This window comes from Bifidobacterium samirii (assembly GCF_003952945.1).
Taxonomy (GTDB): domain Bacteria; phylum Actinomycetota; class Actinomycetes; order Actinomycetales; family Bifidobacteriaceae; genus Bifidobacterium; species Bifidobacterium samirii.
In genome coordinates, this window is record NZ_QXGK01000015.1 from 32,673 (window position 1) to 51,739 (window position 19,067).

Sequence of the window (19,067 nt, forward strand, 5' to 3'; positions counted from 1 at the left end):
CCGACGACGGGCACGGTCCCGGCCGTGCCGTCCGCCGCCTTCCCCTCCCTCTCCGCAACGACCGGCCCGACCGGCGCGGCCGCGTCGTTCCCGGCGTCCGCCGCCATGTCGTCGCCGCACGCCGCGGCCACGGCGACGACGCCGCTGGGCGCGGACGACGTCGAACGCGCCCGTCGTCTCGTCGAGCGTGTCCGCACGCGCTTCGCTGCCGCGCTCGTCGGCCAGGAGCGGCTGCGCGAGTCGCTGATCGCCACGCTCGTCGCCGGCGGCCACATCCTCATCGAATCGGTGCCGGGCCTGGCCAAGACCACGGCCGCGCAGACGCTCGCGTCCTGCGTGTCCGGATCGTTCCGCCGCGTCCAGTGCACGCCGGACCTCATGCCGTCCGACCTGACCGGCACGCAGGTGTTCGACTTCGCCTCCCAGCGCTTCACGACGCAGATCGGCCCGATCCACGCCAACATCGTCCTGCTCGACGAGATCAACCGTTCCAACGCCAAGACCCAGTCGGCGATGCTCGAGGCGATGGCCGAGGGCGCCACGACGATCGGCGGCGAGCGCATCGCGCTGCCGAAGCCGTTCATGGTCATCGCCACGCAGAACCCCATCGAGGAGGAGGGCACGTTCAACCTGCCCGAGGCGCAGATGGACCGTTTCATGATGAAGACGGTCATGACCTACCCGTCGCCCGACGAGGAGGCGGCGATGCTCGCGCTGGTCACGCGCCGCGGCACCGACACGCTCGACCCGTCACAGACGAATCCGGACGCGATCTCGCTGCATGACGTGGAGTTCCTGCGCGCCGCGGCCCGCCGCGTGCACGTGTCGGACGCGATCATGCGCTACGCGGTCGATATCGCCGCCACGTCGCGCGGCGCCGGCTCCCGGCCGGTCAAGGGCCTGTCCCAGCTGGTGCGTCTGGGCGCCAGCCCGCGCGCCTCGATCGCGCTCGTGCGCGTCGGCCAGGCGAACGCGCTGCTCGCCGGACGCGACTACGTGATCCCGGAGGACGTCAGGGCGTTCGCCGCCGAGATCCTGCGCCACCGCATCATCCTCACGTTCGAGGCGATGGCCGACGGCGTCGACGCCGACCAGGTCGTCGACTCGATCGTGCGCGCGGTCCCCGTCCCATGATCGGCGCCCCCCAATCCGTTCCGGCCGTCTCCGACGCCTCGATCGCCGGCGACGCCGCCGATGCGGACCTGCGGATCCGCAGGCGCATCGAGACGCTGGGCGCGTCGCTGAGCCTGCCGACCGCGCGCCGCGCGCTGGGCATCCTCGAGGGCGAGCACGCGTCCGGCCGCCGCGGCGGCGGTGACGACGTCATGGACGTGCGCGCCTACGAGGCGGGCGACGAGGCGCGGCTCATCGACTGGAAGGCCAGCGCCCGCCAGGGCCGGCCGATGATCGTGCAGCGCGAGCGCCGCGTCACCGGCCGCGTGTGGATGCTCGTCGACGCGTCGCGTCCGATGACCGGCGTGTGCGAGTCGGGCGAGCCGGCGTGGCGGGTCGCGGCCAACGCGCTGCGCATGTTCGCCGCGCTGTCGCTGCGGCGTTCCGACGACATCTCGCTCGTGTTCGGCGACGCCGAGCGCATCGCCCGCATCCCGTTCACCGGCGGCTACGCGCGGTTCGGCCGCGTGCTCGACGAGGCGCTCGACCGTCCGTGGGAGCATGGCCGCAACATCGACGCGCTGCTCGACTATGCGCGCCGCATCCGCGACCGTGACGCGCTGGTCGTGCTCGCCACCGACGAGCATGCGCTCGACGCGCGGCATGTCGAGGCGATCGGCCGCATCGCGCGCACGCATCCGCTGGTGCTCATCGACGTGGCGACCGCCGACCCGTTCGACCCGGCGTCGGGCGTCCGCTTCGCCGACGGCGTGAGCGGCCGCCGGGTGCCGGCGTTCCTGCGTGACGCGGCGGCGTCGCAGGAGGTGCGCGTCCACCGCGGCGTCACCGCCGACACGCTGCGCCGCGAGCTCGATCGGTGCGGTTCGCGCATGATCCGCGCCGCGTCCAGCGACGCCATGTTCGACGAGTTCGTGCGCATCGTCGCCCTCGCGTCGGCCGGACGGCCGTATCCGCGGGCGCAGACGGGAGGAGCGCGATGACCGGATCTTCGTTGATGACGTATCTTCCCGGCCGTGCGTGGCGGCCCGTCCCGCACGTCGCCGCGATCGACGTGACCGGCCTGACGCCGGTCGAACCGGCCGATCTGGCCGGTCCGCTCACCGTGGCCGTCGCCGGCTGCCTCGTCGCGGCCGTGCTGTTCGCGGTCCTCGTCTGGTTCCTGTCGCGGCCGCGTCGTGCGCGCCGGACCCGCGACCGGCGCGGCGCGCACGTCGACGGTGCGGCCGCCGGGCGATGGCATCGCATGGTCGCCGACATCGTCGACGGCTTCGAATCGGGCGCGATCGACCGTCAGGAGGCGTTCGTGAGGCTCGCGCAGGTGGCGCGCGCGTTCGCGTCGGCGCGCACCGGCGACGACATGAGCGCCCGCACCCTGGTCGACCTCAACCGCATGCCGCGGTCGACCGGCATGCGTGGCGGGTTCGACCTGCTGCGCCAGACCATCGCGGCCCTCTACCCGCCCGAGTTCGCCGATCCGGCGCTCGACCGGCAGGCCGGCGCCGCCGACGTGCGGCAGGCCGCCGGATGGGTGGACGATCTGATCGAAAGGTGGCGCCGATGACCCTGTCATGGCAATGGCCGTGGGCGGCCCCCGCGGCCGCGTTGGGCGCGATCGCGTTCGTCGCGCTCGTCGTCGCCGGGCACGCCCTGCACGCGAGGCGGCACGCTTCGGCCGACGCTCCCGCACCCGTGTTCTCGCTCGACGACGATCTGGCGACCGAACGCGCCGCGATGCTGATGCGGCGCTGGCGCAGGCTCACGCGCGCCGCCGCGGCGATGCTCGCCGTCGTGCTCGCGCTCGCGGTCGCGCTGCTGGCGCGCCCATCCGTCATCGCCGGCGGCGAGGAGCGCTCCGCCCGGCGCGACATCGTCCTATGCCTCGACGTGTCCGGATCCACGCTCCCCTACGACCGCGAGGTGCTCGAAACGTACCAGAGCCTCGTGTCGCGCTTCCAGGGCGAGCGGATCGGCCTGAGCATCTTCAACTCGACGTCGCGCACCGTGTTCCCCCTCACCGACGACTACGACCTGGTCGCCGACCAGCTCAGGCAGGCCGTCGAGACGCTGCGCGGCGTCGAAACCCAGGAGGACATCGACGCGATGAGCGACGAACAGTACCAGCGGATCGCCGACTGGCTCGAAGGCACGCAGAACCGGCGCAACGCGACGTCGCTCATCGGCGACGGCGTGGTCAGCTGCGCGGCCATGCTGCCCGGCTTCGCCTACGGGTCCGCGACCGGCGCCCAGTCGGCGCGCCACCGGGCCGCGTCGATCGTGCTCGCCACCGACAACGTCGTATCCGGAGACCCGTCGTACACGCTCGCCGAAGCGCTCGACCTCGTCCACGGCGCCGGCATCACCGTCGACGGCCTGTTCTCCGGCCCCAAATCCAGCGAATCGGATGAGACGACCACCCAGATGCGCGATCTCATCGAAGCGCACGACGGCACGTTCCTCACCCAATCCGACGGCACGACCGTCGAATCGCTCGTACGCGAGATCGACCGCCGGCGCATCGCCCGGGACGAATCCGACGTGAAGGCCGCCGTCGTCGACGCGCCCGGCTGGTGGACGCTCGCGCTCGCGCTCGCGCTCGCCGGATTCGTCGCATTCGCATGGAGGTCGCGCCGATGAACGGATTCACCCTCTCCCCCGCGCTCGGATGGTTCGGCGTGGCGCTCGCCATGGCGATGTTCGCGCTGGGCGCGGCCGTCGTGGCCGTGCATGTGCGCCGCCGCGCGTCGAGCGACGAGACGACGGCCGCATGCGTGCGCCGCGCGCTGCTGTGTCTTACGGTCGCGCTGATGCTGCTGACGCCGAGCGTCGTGACGAGCACCGACAGCCGTGCGGTGAACGCGACCGACGTGGTCGTGGCGGTCGACGTGACCGGTTCGATGGCCGTCGCCGACGCGCACTACGGGTCCGACGAGACGATCGGCCGTCTCGATGCGGCGAAGGACGCGGTGCGTGACATCACCGCCCTCTACCCGGATGCGAGCTTCATGGTGTTGCGCTTCGGCGCGACCGGCAGCGTCGACGTGCCGCTCACCCCCGACACGCATGCGATCGGCACGTGGGCCGATACGCTCGCCCCCGAGGCGACGAGCGTATCGAGCGGGTCGAGCCTCGACGCGCCGCTCGACCGGCTGCTGCTCTCGCTCAAGGACCTGCGCGAGGAGCGTCCCGACGACGCGATCGTGCTGTATCTGATCACCGACGGCGAGCAGACGTCGACCGGCGAGCGCCGCTCGTTCTCGACGCTGCGTCGCTATCTGGACGACGGGTTCGTCATCGGCGTCGGGTCGACCGAGGGCGGGCGCATCCCGGTCGTCCGCGACGGGGTCGCGTCGGACGGTTCGGACGGTTCGGACGGGTCGTCGGACGGCGGTGCGCAGGCGGACGGCGACGGCTGGGTCATCGACCCGGATACCGGCGAGCCGGGCGTATCGAGGATGGACGAGGCGACGCTGGGCGCGATCGCCGACGAGATCAGCGGCACGTATCTGCACGTCGATGCCGCGACGACGATGGCGGACGGCCGGTCCGCCGAGGCGTCGCGGCGCTGGCAGGTGACGTCCACGGTCAAGCGGCGCGAGCGCACGACCCCGGTCGTCTGGCCGTTGGCGGCCGTCGTGCTCGTGTTGGCCGCGTGGGAGGCGGGCGCGTGGATCGTCATGTCGAGGAGGCTGCTGTGAGGAACCGTGATCGCAACCGTGCGGGTATGGCCGCGGATGATGCCGTGGATGAGGATGTGACCGGCGTCGGGGGCGCGGATGTCCGTGGCGCGGCCGGCCGCGCGCCCCGGGCTGGGCTGCCGGCGCGCGTCCTGTGCGCGGCCGCCGCGGTGCTCGCGTTGGGCGTCGCTGCCGTGGGCGTCGTGAATCTGCGTGCAGCCGACGCGTTCTCGCAGGCGACGTCCCGGCTGAAGGAGGACATCGCCGCCGTGGCCGGCGAGACGCCCGATTACGACCGTCTCGCCACGCTGCAGGGGCAGGTCGATGCGCAGTTCGCCGACGCGGGTGCGGCCGGCGTGCTGCTGCTGCCGTCGCTGCGCGCCGACATCGCCGCCAACGCCGACGTGTCGCAGCGGCTGACGAGGCTGATCGCGGCCGAATTGGCCGGTTCCGACGACGGTTCGTCGGCTGACGATGCGACGTCCGACGGTGGTTCCGACGGTTCCGGCGATGCCGGCGACTCCGGCGACTCCGCCGATGACGGGCTGACCGACGAGCAGCGTCGGCAGATCGAGGAGCTGCTGGCGTCCAACGAGCAGTCGACGGATCTGGGCGAATCGCAGACGACCGACAAGTCGCAGACCACGACGAACAACACGGGCAACACGTCCAAGCCCTGGTGATGCGTTTCGTTCCGGTTCCCGGCCAGCCGCCCGGCTCCGGACCGGAACGGAGCATGCCCCGATTCTCCGACGGGCGTGCATGCTCCTGACCATCTCTCTCGCAGGTTCCCCTCCCTGCCCTCAATTCGGCATGCCTGTGGATAACCGCGTATGTGGAACGACACGCCGCGATGTGGATAACCGCGAGCTTTCGACCACATGGCCCGTTCGCGCTGGACGTCGCCGCCCGCATCCCCGTTAATGGGGCCATGACCAGTTTCACGTTCCCTTCGCAGTCCACGGCGTTCGGCGGATCGTCCGCCGCCTTCCCCTCCGCCGTCACTCCCTTCGCCGCCGGCCGGGCGTCGGCGTCCACGGCCGGCTCGTCCGGCTCGTCCGTCTCGGGCGGATCGGGCGGTTCGGGACCGCTCATGCAACCGCTGTCCGGACCGGTGACCCCCGCGTTCCTGACGGCCGGCGTCTGCGGCTGCGCCGCCGCCGTCCAATCCAACCGCGACCTGATCGAATCGGACGTCGCCCTGACACGCGCAGCGGCGGACGGTGCCGCCGCGCTGCCGTCCGCGACTGCCGACCTCGACTGGCAGGGCAACGCTGCCTCCCTGTTCCATGACCGGCTCGACGAGGTCGCCCGGCTTGCGGCGGGCGTCGCCGACGACGCCGACCGGATACGCCCGCTCGCATGGGGAGGTGCGTGATGGGCTGGGAGGTCACGTCGTACATCCACGGCGGTCCCCGCTATAGCGCCGCCGACGAGGCCGCCTACCGTGCCGCGGCCGCGCTGATCGGCGATCAGGCGGGTGCGTGGCGCAATGCCGCCCACGCATGGTCGTCGTCGATGCTGCGCATGCGCGCCAACCATGCCGCCGCGCCGCTGTGTCCGATCGCATCGGACCCGTACACGCCTGTGGACGGCCACAGCACGCTGCCCTATGCCGAGATCGACCGCCGGTGCGGGCAGCATGCGGTCGACTGCGACCGGATCGCCCTGCGGCTTGAGGAGATGGCCGATCTGCTCATCCGCGCGCATTCGCTCTATGAGGGCGCCGAATCCGCGGTGCGGCGCGTCACGAACGAGATCGTGCAGGCCGCGGCCGGCGTGTTCCCCGGGCGTACCGCGCTCGGCGCGGCCGGACTCGCCGCGGCCGGCGTCGTCGGCGGGTCCGTCGCGGACGGCCGGTTCAACCCGGTGTGGGCGCTCACGTCCACGTCCACCGTGCAGGAGGGTCTGCTCGGCGGCGTCGCGTCGAAGGTCGGCGGCATCGGCCCCGTCTCCGGACTGGCGCGCACCGACGAGGTGAACGCCGCGGCCGACCGGATCGCACGCGTCACCGCGCCGATCGACGCGCTGCGGCAGGGCGGCACGCTCACCGTGCGCGAGGTCTCGACCGACGTGACGGTCGTCGGCGAATCGCATTCGGTCGCCCAGTCGCTCGAGAACCTGCGCCGCCTCGCCGAGGAGCGGCTCGGCAAGATCGACCTCGACAGCGGCCTCGACTATGCGACGATCGCGATCCAACGCTATGAGCGTGACGACGGCACCTCGTCGTGGCTCGTCACGATCCCCGGCACCGACGGGCAGCCCGACTCGCCGTTCGGCTGGCCGCAGAACGTGGAATTGATGAGCGACGATCCGCAGCGCCGCATGAGCGCCGACAGCGCGCGCATGGTCGCCGAGGCGATGCGGCAGGCCGGCATCGGCGCCGACGAGCCGGTCGCGCTCATCGGCCATTCGCAGGGCGGCATCGTCGCCGCGACCATCGCCGCCGACCTGGCCGACGAGTACCGCATCGACCATGTCGTCACCGCAGGCTCGCCCGTCGCCAACCATCCGATCCCGGAACGTACATGGGTGACCAGCATCGAAATGGAGGACGAGCTGGTCGCCGCGCTCGACGGCGCCGCCAATCCCGCCACCGAGCACTGGCTGACGGTGCGCGGCGTCGCCTCGCGCACCGAAGAGGCCGGCATCGGCACGATCGGCGCCGACGGATCGTGCACGCCGGGAGACGCGGCGTCGGCCCGGGCGAACGCCTACGCGGGCGAACCGGTGCGCACCGACGCGGACGGCAAGGAGATCACCCACTGGATCGAATATCATCAGGCCGCCTACCGCAACGCCAGCGACCTCGGCTCGTACGCGCTGGCCGAGCATGAGCGGCATTTCCGGGAGACGATCGGCGGCACGCTCGCCGAAACGCACTATTATGAGGGCCGCATGTCGCACTGACCGGCGGAGGGCGGGGCCGACCGGCGCGGAAACGCCGGACCTGCGCCCTCCGCCGCCGGGCCGGGCACGCGGCATGCCGCCGCGTCATGCCATCGCATCCGCCGCCATGCCGACCCGCCGCGTCATGCCATCGCATCATGCCGTCCGGAGCGCGGTTCACGGCTGGAAGTACCCTAGGGACCATGAATCTTACCGATATCTCCCCCGCAATCGCACTCACCCCGCTCGACGGCCGCTACCACAACACCACCGCCCCGCTCGTCGAATACCTGAGCGAGCCGGCCCTCAACCGCGAGCGCATGCACGTCGAGGTCGAATGGATGATCCTTCTGGCCAACGGCTTCGAGGGCAACGGCTACGAGCCGCTCATCGAGGGCGTCGAGCCGTTCACCGCCGAGGAGCAGGCGTTCCTGCGCGCCATCCCCGAGGAGTTCGGCGCGGAGGGCATCGCCGCGCACGCCAAGCACGAGGCCGTCACCCATCATGATGTCAAGGCCGTGGAATACTACATCGACGACCAGTTCGCCAAGGCGACCGCGTCGATGCCGCACATCAACGACCGTCTCAAGACGCTCGTGCACTTCGCCTGCACGTCCGAAGACATCAACAACCTGTCGACCGCGCTGTGCGTCAAGCAGGCGATGGAGCAGGTGTGGACGCCCGCGTTCAAGGAGATCATCGACCATCTGGCCGCCAAGGCCGACGAGTACCGCGACATGCCGCTGCTGTCGCTCACGCACGGCCAGCCGGCCACGCCGACCACGCTCGGCAAGGAGCTCGCCGTCTACGTGTACCGTCTGACCCGCCAGCTCAGGCACATCGAGAGCCAGGAGTATCTGGGCAAGATCAACGGCGCGACCGGCACGTTCGGCGCGCATCTGGCCGCCTGCCCGGAGGTCGACTGGATCGCCGTCTCGCGCGAGTTCGTCGAGAACCGCATGGGCCTGACCTGGAACCCGCTGACCACGCAGATCGAAAGCCACGACTGGCAGGCCGAGCTGTACGGCACCGTCTCCCATGCGAACCGCATCATGCACAACCTGTGCGTGGACGTGTGGATGTACATCTCGCGCGGCGTGTTCGCGCAGGTGCCGGTCAAGGGCGCCACCGGATCGTCCACGATGCCGCACAAGGTCAACCCGATCCGTTTCGAGAACGCGGAGGCCAACTTCGAGCTGTCCTGCTCGCTGCTCGACACCCTGTCGGCCACGCTCGTCGAATCCCGCTGGCAGCGCGACCTGACCGATTCGACCACGCAGCGCAACATCGGCTCGGCGCTCGGCTACTCGCAGCTGGCCCTGTACAACCTGATGGGCGGCCTCAAGTCCATCCACCCGAACGCGATCGTCATCGAACGCGAGCTGGACGAGAACTGGGAGGTGCTCGGCGAGCCGATCCAGACGGCGATGCGCGCCTGCGAGCTCAAGGGCCTGCCGGGTATGGACAAGCCGTACGAGAAGGTCAAGGAGCTGATGCGCGGCCACGAGATCGACCAGGCGCAGGTCGAGGCGTTCATCGACGCGCAGTCGTTCGACGAGGAGACCGCGGCCCGTCTCAAGGCGCTCACCCCCGCCTCCTACACCGGCGTCGCCTCCAAGCTGGTCGACTTCGCCCGCTGATGCAGCCCGGAGCCGTACGGCCGGAAGCGCGACGCGCGCGGCCGGCACGGCTCCGACGGACCTTCCGGCCCGCCCGCCCGTGACCGCACGGACGGGCGGGCCGTCCGATTATCGTCCCCGCGATTCCCCGTCCTTCCTTCATCATCATTCATCCGTTCCTACGAAAGGTGCCGATGACCGATCAGATCCGGGCGGCGTCCCCGCACGACGCCGCCGACCATGACGACGCCCGCGCCGACGTCCGCGACGGCCATGCCGCCGGCGCGACGCCGGTCGCCGTCCTCTCCCGTCCCCCGAGCGCGGCGGACCCGCATATCGACGACGTGCCGCCGCGCCGCGTGCACGACTTCGGCGACCTGTTCCGTGCCGCCGGCGCGGTGATCCTGGCCGCGGTGGTCATGCTGTCGTCCATCTACCTGAGCGGCATCACCACCGGCGTGGAGTCCGACGCGCACACCGCCGGCCAGGCGCTCAACTGGATGGTCGACCTGCCCGTGTCGATGCTCCAGCAGCTGGCGATCGTCAGCATCGTGGTCATGGCGCTCGTCCAGCTGCTCGTCAGCCGCGAATGGGTGCAGACGGCCGTGTCGGTCCTCGCCCTGTTCGCGGGCCTGGCCGTCGCGTGGGCACTGTCGGTGGCGGTCTCCGGCTTCGGCGATCCGTCGCTCGTCGCCGCGCTCAGCTCGCCCAACAATCCCGTCGGTTCGACGCTGCTGCCCGACTTCTATGCGGGCGCGGCGGCCCTGCTGACCGCGGCCGGGCCGCGCCGCACCCGCTCCGCCGTCAAATGGGGTTGGAACATCCTGTATACGGTGGGTGCGCTGCTGGTCGTCCTGTCGGTCAATTCGGTGGCCGGCGTGCTCGTCTCGTTCGCCGCGGGCCGCCTGTCGGGCATGCTGCTGCGCTTCGCGGTCGGCACGAAGAACCAGGGCACGTGGGGTGCGGAGCTCGCGCAGGCGCTGCAGGGCATCGGCATCACCGTCACATCGCTGTCGCGCCGCGTCGACGTCGGCGGCGACACCTCCCATCGCACGCTGCGCGCCTCGCTCGACGATGACCTGGTCGAAGGCTCGCGCCTCTACGACGTCGAGGACGACCGCGGTCGCCGCTTCGTCGTCTCCGCGCTCGACGCGCAGGCGCGCACCGCCGGCTACGTGCGTCAGCTGTGGCAGTGGATCCGATTCACCGGCGTCGACTCGCGCCGCGACCGTTCCCCCAGGGAGGCGACGCAGCATCACATGGCGATGATGCTCGGCCTGCACAACGCCGGCCTGCCCACGCCCGACGTGTACGGCGTGGCCGACACGGGCGAGACGTCGATCCTCGTGCTGCGCGGCGCGGACGCGATGCACGCGTGTAACCTCGACACGCTCGACGACGATGACGCGGTCGCGCTCATGCGGTTCCTGTCGGTCGCCAACCGCCGCGGCTACACGCACCGGCGCATCACCCCCGACACGCTCGCCCGGCTCGAATCGGGCACGCCGATCATCGCCGGCTGGCATAACGGCGACGATGCGAGCACGCCGGCGAGCGTCGCGCTCGACCAGGTGCAGCTGCTCACGCTGCTGGCCGTGCTCATCGGCCCCGATCGCGCCGTCGCCGCCGGACGCGACGTGTGGGGCGACGACACGATGGTCGCCCTCGCCCCGTTCGTGCAGAAGGCCGCGATCCCGTCCGCCACGCGCGCGATGGACGAGTGGGACCGGCACGTGCTCGACGACCTGCGTGCCCGCCTGCGCGCGCTCGCCCCGCAGGACGTGGCCGAGTCGATGGAGCCGGTGACGCTGTCGCGCTTCAGCGTGCGCTCGTTCGTCGGCATCGCGCTGCTGGTCGTGGCCGTGGCGGTCGTGTTCACGCAGATGAAGCCCGACGAGATCATCGCCGCGGTGCGCAACGCCAACCCGCGCATGGCGCTCGTCTGTCTGGCGCTGGGACTGGTCGCCTGGCTCGGCTCGGCGCTGGAACTGGGCGCGTTCATCGCCCCGGAGCGTCGCAATCCGCTGGGCGTGTTCATGTCGCAGGTCGCGCAGGGCTTCGCGATGGTGTCGATGCCGGCCGGCGTGGGCCCCGCGTTCGTGAACCTGCAGTTCCTGCGCCGCAGCGGCTACCGGAACACGGCGGCCACGGCGATCATGAGCGCCGTACTCGCCGTCTACTACGGCGGCACCGTCGTCATGATGCTTCTGCTGGGCCTGTTCACCGGCAGCGACGCGCTGCGCGGCATGATCCCCACGAACACGCTGATCGTCGTCGTGGGCGTCGTGCTCATGGCGCTGGCCGTCGCGATGATGGTCGCTCCGGTGCGTCGCTGGGTGGTCGGACGGGTGGTGCCGCTCGTCAGGGCGTACGCGCGCCAGCTGCTCGACGTGCTCACCAACCCCAAGGAGCTGACGTTCAGCATCCTGGGCATGCTGGTGCTCAACGTCGCCACCGGACTGGGATTCTGGGTGGCGCTGCTCGCATTCGGCCAGCCGACCAATCCGATCGAGACGCTGTTCATCTTCCTGCTGGCCAACGCGCTCGGCTCGGCCCTGCCCACGCCGGGCGGTCTGGGCGGCGTGGAGGCAGCGCTGGCGGTCTCGTTCGGCGCGATGGGCGTCCCGGCCGGCGTGGCCGTCTCCGCGACGCTGCTGTACCGCGTCGTCTTCTACTGGCTGCGCATCCCGCTGGGCGCGTTCGCGATGCGATGGCTCGACCGGCGCAACCTCATCTGAGCTGGTCCGGGCCCGCTCGCGACGGTGGCGAACATCGGCGCAAACCCTTGGAAAACATGCCGAATGGTCGCATCGTGCGCTATTATTCAGTATGAACGTGTGGAAGGCTCGACTCAGGAGGGTCTTCCCCTGACTCAAGAAGGATGCTTTATGGCATACAACAAGTCTGATCTCGTCTCGAAGATCGCCCAGAAGTCCAACCTGACCAAGGCTCAGGCCGAGGCTGCTGTCAATGCTTTCCAGGACGTGTTCGTCGAGGCCATGCGTGAGGGCGAAGGCCTGAAGCTGACCGGTCTGTTCTCCGCCGAGCGCGTCAAGCGCGCCGCTCGCACGGGCCGCAACCCGCGCACCGGCGAGACCATCGAGATTCCGGCGACCTACGGCGTCAAGCTGTCCGCCGGCTCCCTGCTGAAGAAGGCCGTCACCGAGTAAGCTCGGATCTGCCCCAAGCAGTCTTGTAGAGGTAAGGCCCCGACCGCGAGCGTCGGGGCCTTCGCATATCCGGGGCCGTATCCGCCCGGGGCTTCGTCGGGGTCTTCGCGCCTGCGGTTTGTATGCGTCGGGACGATACGGCCGCATACAGACCGCGGTTTCGGGGGCCCATTCCGGCGGTTTGCATGCGGCCACCTCGTCGTGGCGCATACAAACCGCAGTCCGCGGACAGCCGTGGCGGGGATCAGTCGAGCGCGGCCATGAGCCGGCGGCAGTCGTCGGTCGGTTCGGAGCCGAACGGGTCGAGGATGACGGCCTCGCGGTGTTCGGGGCTGGTCAGGGTCAGCCTCGTCCAGTCGCAGGAGAACTTCGCGCCGGCGGCGAGCGCCGCGGCGACGAATCGGCCGCGCAGTGCGGCGCGCGTGTCGGCCGGGGGTTCGCGCAGCGCGCATTCGACGGTCGCGTCGTCGGCGAGCCGGCGGATCGCGCCGCGTCGCAGCATCGACTCGTAGAGCGTGCCGGATGCGATGTCGTGGTAGTCCATGTCGAGTTGGGCGAGGCGGGTCTGCGGGACGCGTCCGGCGCGCGCGTGGAGCGCTTCGAACAGGCGCAGTTTGGCGGCCCAGTCGACGCGGTCGGCGATGCGGTCGCGTTCGCCGTCGCGCAGCGCGTCGAGCACGGCGTGCCATTCGTCGAGGATGCGGGTCAGGACGCCGTCGGGCAGGGCGGCGCGCATCGCGGCGTCATGGTCGGCGATGAACCGTTCGACGATGGCCAGATACCGGTATTGGATGTCGAGCGCGGTGATTGTGCCGTCGTCGCCGGTCGCCGCCCCGTCGGCGGTGCCGCCGTCGACGTCGGCATCGTCGCCGCTGCCGTCAAGCGGGTGCGCGAGCCGCAGCCGCGCGGTCCGGCAGGTCAGGTCGCGGCTGACGGCACGGTTCGCCTCGCCGGGGTCGGCGAGCGTGAACGCGTCGAATCCGCTCGGTACGCCGAGTCGGGCGCTTTCCTCGATGACGCACAGCACGAGGTGGGTGACGGCGAGTTTCATCCAGGTGGCCCACTGGGAGCGGTTGGAGTCGCCGATGATGACGTGCAGGCGCCGGTAGGCGTCGGGGTCGGCGTGGGGTTCGTCGCGCGTGTTGACCATCGGCCGGGCGCGGGTCGTGGCGGAGGAGACGGCTTCGTCGAGGAAGTCGGCGCGCTGGGTGATCTCGAATCCGTCGTCGGTGACGCGGCCGGCGCCGGTGTACAGCTGGCGGGTGATGAGGAACGGCAGCAGTTCGTGCTCGACCTGTTCGAGCGGCACGTAGCGGCGCACCAGATAGTTCTCGTGGCAGCCGAACGAGTGTCCGGCGGAGTCGGCGTTGTTCTTGTACACATGCACGGCGAGTGTTTCACGGCTTGTTTCACCGTTGGCGCCGCCGCTTGCCTCGCGCAGGTCGTGCTGCGCCTGCGAGGCGAGGCGGGCCATGACCTGCTCCCCAGCGAGGTCCTGTTCGAGCGCGCCCATCGGGTCGCGCGCCTCGGCGGTCGCGTATTCGGGGTGCGAGCCGACGTCGAGGTAGAGGCGCGACCCGTTCGTCAGGTACGTGTTGGTCGAACGGGAGCGCGAGACGATGGGACGGAACATGCGCATCGCCACGTCGCCGGCGTCGACGGGCCGGCCTGCGCCGGTGACGGACACCCCGTATTCGGTCTCCAGGCCGAAGATCCGGTCGAATCCCTCGAACGCCGGCACGCAGCCCGTAGCGTCGGCGCCGCCGCCGAGTACCGCGCCGTCCGTCGTCGCCGCCACGCCGCCCATGACGCCGGCGTCGGCGAGGGACGGCAGGCTGGAGGGGCTGTTGGTGCTGTCGCGCAGCTGCGGCATCACTCGCCGCCCTTCTGCACGAAGCTGTTCACGTACGTCTCGGCGTTGGTTTCGAGCACCGACGCGATGTCGTCGAGCACCGAGTCGAGGATGTCGTCGGTCTCCTGCACGGCGGGCGCGCTCTGGGCGGCGGCCGTCTCCTCGGTCAGGTCCGCGGCGGTCTGGGCGGCCTGGGCACGTTCGAATTCCTGGGGCATGGTTCCTCCTTACGCTGGCGCTGGTCCCGGCGCCGATACGACGTCGGCCGCACCCATGATGACGGGTGCGGCCGACGGTCCGCCGCGCGCCTCCCGCGATGCGGACGGCGGAGCGGCAATGATGATGTTATCGTCCGGACATACGTCCGGAGGGGGCGACGCGCTACGCCAGGTACGGGCGCAGCTCGTCGATGATGAGTCCGTTGGATGCGACGATGTCGTTCTCGCGGCGCCAGTGAATCTGGCCGCCGGTCCAGGTGCGCAGCTTGGCCTGCGCCTCCCACACGACGACGGCGCCCGCCGACACGGCCGGCACGTCCCACTTGTGCAGGTGCGGCTCGAAGTACGCGTCGTACGTGCCGTCGGCGACCTTGCACAGGTCGAGCGACGCGGGCCCGACGCGCTTGATGTCGGCCGGACGGCCGGCGATCGCGGCGACCACGTCGAGCGAGCGCTTCGATTCGGCCGGCACGTACGACATGCCGTAGCACACGACCGACCCGTCGAGGTGCTCGGTGGTCGAGGGGATGATCTTCTCGCGCTTGTCGCCGATCGGGGTGCGGCGGATGCGGATCGCGCCCTTGCCCTTGGCGGCCAGGTAGGTCAGGCCGAGGCCCGGCGCGTGCACGACGCCCAGGATCGGCTGGGCGGAGCCCTCTTCGTTGAATTCGAACAGGGACACGGTGATCGACCATTCGGGCATGTTGCGCGAGTAGTTCATCACGCCGTCGATCTTGCCGATGCACCAGTAGCGTTCGCCCGGCTTGCACTCCTCGGGGCGCTCCTCCCACAGGCCGTCGAAGGGTTCGACGTACGAGATGCGGTTCGCGATGAAGCGCGCCAGTCGATCGTCGACGTCGAGTTCGGTGCGCTGGTGCGCGGACATGTCCAGACTCTTCAGGTCCCTGGGGTTGGTCTGGTCGGTGAGCGCGTGGCGTCCCGCATCCTGGGTGATGCGCGCCACTTCCAGGGCGAGTTCTCTCAGTTCCATCATCGTGCCTCCCGTCCGTGATGGGACCGATCGGGCCGGCCGTCCGGCGGCGTGCCGCGGACATGCCGGCGGTGCCGATCGTGTCGTGGTTTCGTTGGTGGATGTCGTTGCTGTCGTTGGTGTGCTGTCGTGTGCCGTGGGCGCGGCCCTGCCGCGCGCGAGGGCGTTCCGGGTCTCCCCCGGCTCCCCGTCCCTCGCCTTTTCGATTGATGCTTCGATGTTACCGGCGGACCGGGATGTTCCCGCCGAGTTCCGACACGATTTGCGCGGCCGACGAACATTCGTCCACAACTCGTTCACACCGCTCCCGACCGAACGCGAGCGGGTCGCTCATGTCCAATGACACGAGGCCCGCCGCGCCCGTCGGCCGCCGGCTCGCGTTGCCGTACGTGTCGTCCGCGCCGCCCGCGCCCGCGTCGGCTGTCTCGTCGCGCACGGTCAGATGCGACCAGGATGCGGCGACGACCTGCCCGGGATGCCGGTCCACGATGGCGGCGCGCAGCCAGGCGCGCGTGTCGGCCGGAGGCTCGATCGTGGCCCGTGTCTCGTCGGCGTCGGAGTTGACGCGTTCGGTGCGCGACGCGAGCTTCGCGTACACGGACGCGGCTGGGTCGAGCGCCGCCCAGCTCAGGTCGAGCGCGGCCAGCCGCGCGTCCGACCAGTCGAACGATCCGCGTCGGCGCAGCCGTTCCAGCAGCTGCCATTTGAACAGCCATTCGACGCGGCGCGCCTCGTCGGCCATCGTCAGACGCGCGTCGTCGTCGGCGTGGCGGATCGCGGCGGTGTCGGCGAGCGCCTGTCCCCACATCGTCATGACGGCTTTGGTGGAGCGGTCGGGCCATGCGGGTTCGCCGGTCACGTCGGTGCCGTGGATGGCGGCGGCCGCGGCGTAGACGGCGGCGCGCAGCGTGACCTGCGTCTGCCATGCGGTGGTGGTGCCGCCGGCGGCGAGCGCGATGGGCGTGCTCAGGGTCAGGTCGTGCGAGATCGTGTGCATCGCATCGACGGGGTCGGCGGCCTCGAGCGCGTCGATGAGCGTATCGAGGTCGTAGCCGGCTTCGGCGGCGTGTTCGGCGAGCCAGAGGATCATGCTGGTGACGCCGAGTTTGAGCGTCTGGGGCACGTCCATGCGGTTCGCGTCGCCGACGATGACGTGCAGGCGCCGGGTGCCGGCGGGCCCGTGGGGTTCGTCGCGCGTGTTGATGATGGGCCGGTCGAACGTGGTCTGCAGGCCGATCTTCATGTGGATGTAGTCGGCGCGCTGGCTGAGCTGGTAGCCGGCGGTTTCGCCGCGTTCGCCGATGCCGACGCGGCCGGAGCCGGTGTAGATCTGGCGGGTGGTCAGGTGGATGGTCATGAGCCGGGCGAGCGTGTCGAAGGGGACGGCCCGGTCGGTGGTGTAGTTCTCGTGCGTGCCCCAGCTGGCGCCTTTGCCGTCGACGTTGTTGCGGTGCAGGGCGATCGGCGTGCCGGTGCGTTCGGAGGCGGTGCGGGCGGCGGCGAGCATGATGCGGTCGCCGGCGTGGTCGTAGCGGACCGCGTCGAACGGGTCGAGGGTTTCGGGCGCGGAGTATTCGGGGTGCGCGTGGTCGACGTACACGCGGCCTCCGTTGGCGGCGATCGTGTTGACGATGTTGGCCTGCGGCGCGTCGGTGAGCATGTCGGGGCGGGCGGCGGCGCGTTCGAGGCGCGTGCCGCGCATGTCGTTGACGGGGTCCTCCTGCCGGTAGTCCCAGCGGATGTGCCGGCGTTCGGGCGTGGCGGCCGCGTCGACCACGTCGAACGACAGTCTCACCGGGTTGGCGTGGCGTCCGTCCGCGTAGGAGACCGCGTATTCGGTTTCGGTGCCCATCACTCGTCTGACCGTCATGCGTGCCGTTCCTTTCCTTCGGTTCCGTCGGTCGTGCCGTAGTTCGCGCCGTCCGTCGCGGCGGCGCGGATGCGTGTGACGCGGCCGGCGCGGATGCCGTTGACGAGGCTCCACTGCACGGGGTCGGCGTCGAGGATCGAATCGCGGTTCTCCGCGCATTCGGCCTCCACGGCCATGCCGATCGTCGCCGCGTCGATGGCGACCGGCGCGCCGGCGGCGATGCTCGCCTTGACGGCGTGCGTCTTGGCCCGGTCGACGATGTTGCGCAGCATCGCCCCGGAGATCACGTCGCGCAGGTGCAACGGCGACCATGCGCCGTGCTCGTCGCACACGTCGCACAGGCGGCGCGTCTCGACGCGCGCGTACGCGTCGTCAACGAGCATGCGGGCGAGCGTGTCCGCATCGGTGCCGTCGGCGGTCGGCAGATCGTCGGTCAGATAGTGCCGCACGATGGCGACGGCCTGGGCGGGGCCGGGCCGGTCGACGTGGATCTTCACGTCGAGCCGGCCGGGGCGCAGCACGGCCGGGTCGATCATGTCGACGCGGTTGGACGCGCCGATGACGGTCACGTTGTCGAGCCGTTCGACGCCGTCGAGTTCGGCGAGGAACTGGGGCACGATGGTCGTCTCCACGTCGGAGGAGACGCCCGAGCCGCGCGTGCGCAGCAGCGAGTCCATCTCGTCGACGAACACGATCACGGGCCGGCCGTCGGCGGCGAGTTCGCGCGCACGGCGGAAGATGAGCCGGATGAGACGCTCCGACTCGCCCACGTACTTGTTGAGCAGCTCCGGCCCCTTGACCGACAGGAACGTGCCGCCGCGGCCTTCGGCCAGCGCGTTGGCGACTGCCTTGGCGATGAGCGTCTTGCCGTTGCCGGGCGGACCGTACAGGAGCACGCCCTTGGGCGGGGTGAGCCCGTAGCGGGCGAACAGGTCGCGGTGGCGGTACGGCAGCTGCACGGCGTCGCGGATGCGTTCCAGTTCCGATTCGAGGCCGCCGATGTCGGCGAACGTCACGTCGGGCGTCTCCTCGAGCACGAGGTCGGCGTCGTCCGCCTCGGGCAGCACGTCAATCGCCATGCGGCCCGACGGATCGACGACGACCCGTCCGCCGCGTTCGATCCGCTCGCCGGCGAGCGCGCTCGCGCGGCGCACCAGCTGCGGGTTGCCGCCCGCGTCGGCCACGATCAGCCGGCCGTCGTCGAACGTCTCGCGCACGGTGCGCACCGTGCCGGCCGTGTCGCGGTCGCGCTGTTCGACGAGCACCATGCTCTCGTTGAGCATCACCGTGTTGCCGGCCGCCAACCGGGCCGCGTTCACGGTCGCCGCGACCGGCACGACCATGCGGCGGGTGCCGGCGGTCACTTCGGCGCTGGCGTGCTGGATGCCGTCGTCGTCGACGTGGACGCGGTCGACGCGCACCATCGTCGCGAACGTGAGCGGCGGCTGGGCCAGTTGGGCCAGCTGCGACTTGGCCTTCGTCAGCTCCTTGCCGGCGCGGGTGAGCGCCTGGGCGAGCGCGTGGTTCTTCTCCATCAGCCGGTCGTTGAGCGCCGCCAGTTCCTCGGGAGTGCCCGACATCCCCTCTCCCCTCTTTCCATGTTGCGAGACGACGCCCCTCATTGTCGCAATGTTTTTCGACAATCGGAGG

Annotated in this window: 16 protein-coding genes; 11 read left to right on the forward strand and 5 right to left on the reverse strand. The window is 70.6% G+C overall.

What is annotated here, in order from left to right; genetic code table 11:
• Positions 1–105 precede the first annotated feature (105 nt).
• The 11 genes from D2E24_RS07490 (at position 106) to D2E24_RS07540 (ending at position 12,486) form a co-directional block, all read left to right on the forward strand.
• A complete protein-coding gene (locus D2E24_RS07490; RefSeq protein WP_125968721.1) occupies positions 106–1,134 on the forward strand; it encodes an AAA family ATPase in 1,029 nt (342 codons plus the stop codon).
• On the forward strand, positions 1,131–2,114 hold the full coding sequence (locus tag D2E24_RS07495; protein WP_125968722.1) for a DUF58 domain-containing protein: 984 nt from the start codon (positions 1,131–1,133) through the stop codon (positions 2,112–2,114). Before D2E24_RS07490 ends, D2E24_RS07495 begins: the two co-directional genes overlap by 4 nt.
• Entirely contained in the window at positions 2,111–2,695 is a 585-nt protein-coding gene (locus D2E24_RS07500; RefSeq protein ID WP_125968723.1) for a hypothetical protein, read from the forward strand. The genes D2E24_RS07495 and D2E24_RS07500 overlap by 4 nt, the downstream gene beginning before the upstream one ends.
• Positions 2,692–3,768, forward strand: a complete 1,077-nt coding sequence (locus D2E24_RS07505) for a VWA domain-containing protein (protein ID WP_125968724.1) — start codon at positions 2,692–2,694, stop codon at positions 3,766–3,768. The genes D2E24_RS07500 and D2E24_RS07505 overlap by 4 nt, the downstream gene beginning before the upstream one ends.
• Positions 3,765–4,829 carry a VWA domain-containing protein gene (locus D2E24_RS07510; RefSeq protein WP_125968725.1) on the forward strand — a complete coding sequence of 355 codons (1,065 nt, stop codon included), beginning with the start codon at positions 3,765–3,767 and terminating at the stop codon, positions 4,827–4,829. The genes D2E24_RS07505 and D2E24_RS07510 overlap by 4 nt, the downstream gene beginning before the upstream one ends.
• Positions 4,830–4,855: 26 nt before the next feature.
• Positions 4,856–5,491, forward strand: coding sequence for a DUF6466 family protein (locus D2E24_RS07515; protein WP_125968726.1), 636 nt, complete (start codon positions 4,856–4,858; stop codon positions 5,489–5,491).
• A 248-nt stretch (positions 5,492–5,739) separates the two neighbouring features.
• Positions 5,740–6,186, forward strand: coding sequence for a hypothetical protein (locus tag D2E24_RS07520; RefSeq protein ID WP_125968727.1), 447 nt, complete (start codon positions 5,740–5,742; stop codon positions 6,184–6,186).
• Positions 6,186–7,718, forward strand: a complete 1,533-nt coding sequence (locus tag D2E24_RS07525; protein ID WP_125968744.1) for an esterase/lipase family protein — start codon at positions 6,186–6,188, stop codon at positions 7,716–7,718. The genes D2E24_RS07520 and D2E24_RS07525 overlap by 1 nt, the downstream gene beginning before the upstream one ends.
• Before the next feature lie 182 nt (positions 7,719–7,900).
• The gene (gene purB / locus D2E24_RS07530) at positions 7,901–9,337 is read left to right on the forward strand and encodes an adenylosuccinate lyase (RefSeq protein WP_125968728.1); all 1,437 of its coding nucleotides are present in this window, start codon (positions 7,901–7,903) and stop codon (positions 9,335–9,337) included.
• Between the two features lie 173 nt (positions 9,338–9,510).
• Positions 9,511–12,054, forward strand: a complete 2,544-nt coding sequence (locus D2E24_RS07535) for a lysylphosphatidylglycerol synthase transmembrane domain-containing protein (RefSeq protein WP_125968729.1) — start codon at positions 9,511–9,513, stop codon at positions 12,052–12,054.
• A gap of 150 nt (positions 12,055–12,204) precedes the next feature.
• Complete coding sequence (locus D2E24_RS07540; RefSeq protein WP_125968730.1) at positions 12,205–12,486, forward strand: HU family DNA-binding protein; 282 nt, start codon at positions 12,205–12,207, stop codon at positions 12,484–12,486.
• A 244-nt stretch (positions 12,487–12,730) separates the two neighbouring features.
• Here D2E24_RS07540 and D2E24_RS07545 read toward each other — a convergent pair whose 3' ends face one another.
• The 5 genes from D2E24_RS07545 to arc all read right to left on the reverse strand — a co-directional run bounded on the left by D2E24_RS07545 (position 12,731) and on the right by arc (position 18,997).
• Positions 12,731–14,293, reverse strand: a complete 1,563-nt coding sequence (locus D2E24_RS07545) for a proteasome accessory factor PafA2 family protein (protein ID WP_125968745.1) — start codon at positions 14,291–14,293, stop codon at positions 12,731–12,733.
• Positions 14,294–14,358: 65 nt separating this feature from the next.
• Positions 14,359–14,556 (reverse strand): ubiquitin-like protein Pup, encoded by a 198-nt coding sequence (locus D2E24_RS07550; protein ID WP_125968731.1) that lies wholly within the window; start codon positions 14,554–14,556, stop codon positions 14,359–14,361.
• A 163-nt stretch (positions 14,557–14,719) separates the two neighbouring features.
• Positions 14,720–15,547 (reverse strand): inositol monophosphatase family protein, encoded by an 828-nt coding sequence (locus D2E24_RS07555; RefSeq protein WP_125968746.1) that lies wholly within the window; start codon positions 15,545–15,547, stop codon positions 14,720–14,722.
• A 220-nt stretch (positions 15,548–15,767) separates the two neighbouring features.
• The gene (gene dop, locus D2E24_RS07560; RefSeq protein ID WP_125968732.1) at positions 15,768–17,417 is read right to left on the reverse strand and encodes a depupylase/deamidase Dop; all 1,650 of its coding nucleotides are present in this window, start codon (positions 17,415–17,417) and stop codon (positions 15,768–15,770) included.
• Positions 17,414–18,997, reverse strand: a complete 1,584-nt coding sequence (gene arc, locus D2E24_RS07565; RefSeq protein WP_125968733.1) for a proteasome ATPase — start codon at positions 18,995–18,997, stop codon at positions 17,414–17,416. Before arc ends, dop begins: the two co-directional genes overlap by 4 nt.
• Positions 18,998–19,067: the final 70 nt, after the last annotated feature.